At 64.5% G+C, this 1587-nt stretch carries 1 protein-coding gene and 2 pseudogenes; all 3 read left to right on the forward strand.

The features are described from left to right. A pseudogene (locus BM109_RS40555) lies at positions 1-186 on the forward strand (ABC transporter ATP-binding protein); the annotation flags it as partial. 33 nt (positions 187-219) lie between these two features. Next, entirely contained in the window at positions 220-1425 is a 1206-nt protein-coding gene (locus BM109_RS40560; RefSeq protein ID WP_093356165.1) for an ABC transporter substrate-binding protein, read from the forward strand. A 45-nt stretch (positions 1426-1470) separates the two neighbouring features. Further along, a pseudogene (locus BM109_RS41090) lies at positions 1471-1587 on the forward strand (branched-chain amino acid ABC transporter permease); the annotation flags it as partial.

A 1587-nucleotide genomic window follows, 5' to 3' on the forward strand; every position in this document is an offset into this window, starting at 1 on the left:
GCGCGAATGATCACGACCTTGCGTTCCAAGGGCTACACCATCGTGATGGTGGAGCAGAACTTCCGCTTCGCGGCGCCGCTGGCCGATCGCTTCTACGTGATGGAGCACGGCCGCATCGCCCTGACATTCGGCGCCGACGAGCTCGAAGCCCGGATGCCCGTGCTCACCGAACTGCTCGGTGTTTAGCGATCCCCATTCATCCACCAAGGAGGCAATCCCATGAAACAACGCAACCCATTCATCGCCACCGCCATCGGCCTCGGCATCCTGGCGCTCGGCGCGGCCAGCGCGGCACAGGCGCAGGAGAAGGTCAGGATCGGCTTCATCACCGACATGTCCGGCCTCTACGCCGACCTCGAGGGCAAGAACGCCGCGATGGCGATCCAGATGGCCATCGACGACTTCGGCGGCAAGGTCAATGGCCAGCCGATCGAGCTGCTGACGGCCGATCATCAGAACAAGGCCGACATCGCCGCCTCGAAGGCGCGCGAGTGGATCGACACGCAGGGCCTGAGCATGGTGTTCAGCGGCACCAACTCCGGCACCGCGCTCGCGACCGCGAAGGTGGCCACCGAGAAGAAGCGCGTGCACTTCAACAACGGCGCCGCGTCTTCCGCGCTCACCAACGAGCAGTGCAGCCCCTACACCGTGCACTACGCCTACGACACGGTCGCGCTGGCCAAGGGCACGGGCGCGGCGGTGGTCGACCGCGGCGGCAAGAGCTGGTTCTTCCTGACGGCCGACTATGCCTTCGGCGCCGCGCTCGAGGCCGACACCACCACGGTGATCAAGGAGAAAGGCGGCACCGTGGTCGGCGGCGTCAAGCACCCGCTCAACGCCTCCGACTTCTCGTCGTTCCTGCTGCAGGCGCAGAACTCGAAGGCGCAGATCCTCGGCTTGGCCAACGCGGGTGGCGACACGATCAATTCGATCAAGGCCGCCAGGGAGTTCGGCATCAACAAGACGATGAAGACCGCGGGCCTGCTGGTGTTTCTCACCGACATCCACAGCCTGGGCCTGAAGAACACCGAGGGCCTGCTGCACACCACGAGCTGGTACTGGGACCTCAACGACGACACGCGCAAGTTCGCCAACCGCTTCTACGAGAAGACCAAGCGCATGCCGACCGATGTGCAGGCGGCCGACTACTCGGCCACGATGACCTATCTGAAGGCCGTGGCCGCTGCCAAGACCACCGATGCCGACAAGGTGATGGCGCAGCTCAAGAGCATGAAGATCGACGACTTCTACGGCAAGGGTCAGATCCGCGCCGACGGCAGCTTCATCCACGACATGTACCTGGTGGAGGCGAAGTCGCCGGCCGAATCGAAGAAACCCTGGGACTACCTGAAGGTGCTCAAGACGCTGCCGGGCGACCAGATCTTCACGACCAAGGCCGAGAGCAAGTGCGCGCTCTGGAAATGACCGACCCCCGCGGGCCCGCTCGGGCCCGCGCCTGCTGAATCCCCTATGACCATTTCCCTCCCCGCCCTGTTGAGCCAGCTCCTCCTGGGGCTGGTCAACGGCTCCTTCTATGCCATCCTGAGCCTCGGGCTGGCCGTCATCTTCGGCCTGCTCAACGTCATC

This window comes from Variovorax sp. PDC80, from assembly GCF_900115375.1.
In the GTDB taxonomy this organism is placed as follows: Bacteria; Pseudomonadota; Gammaproteobacteria; order Burkholderiales; family Burkholderiaceae_C; genus Variovorax.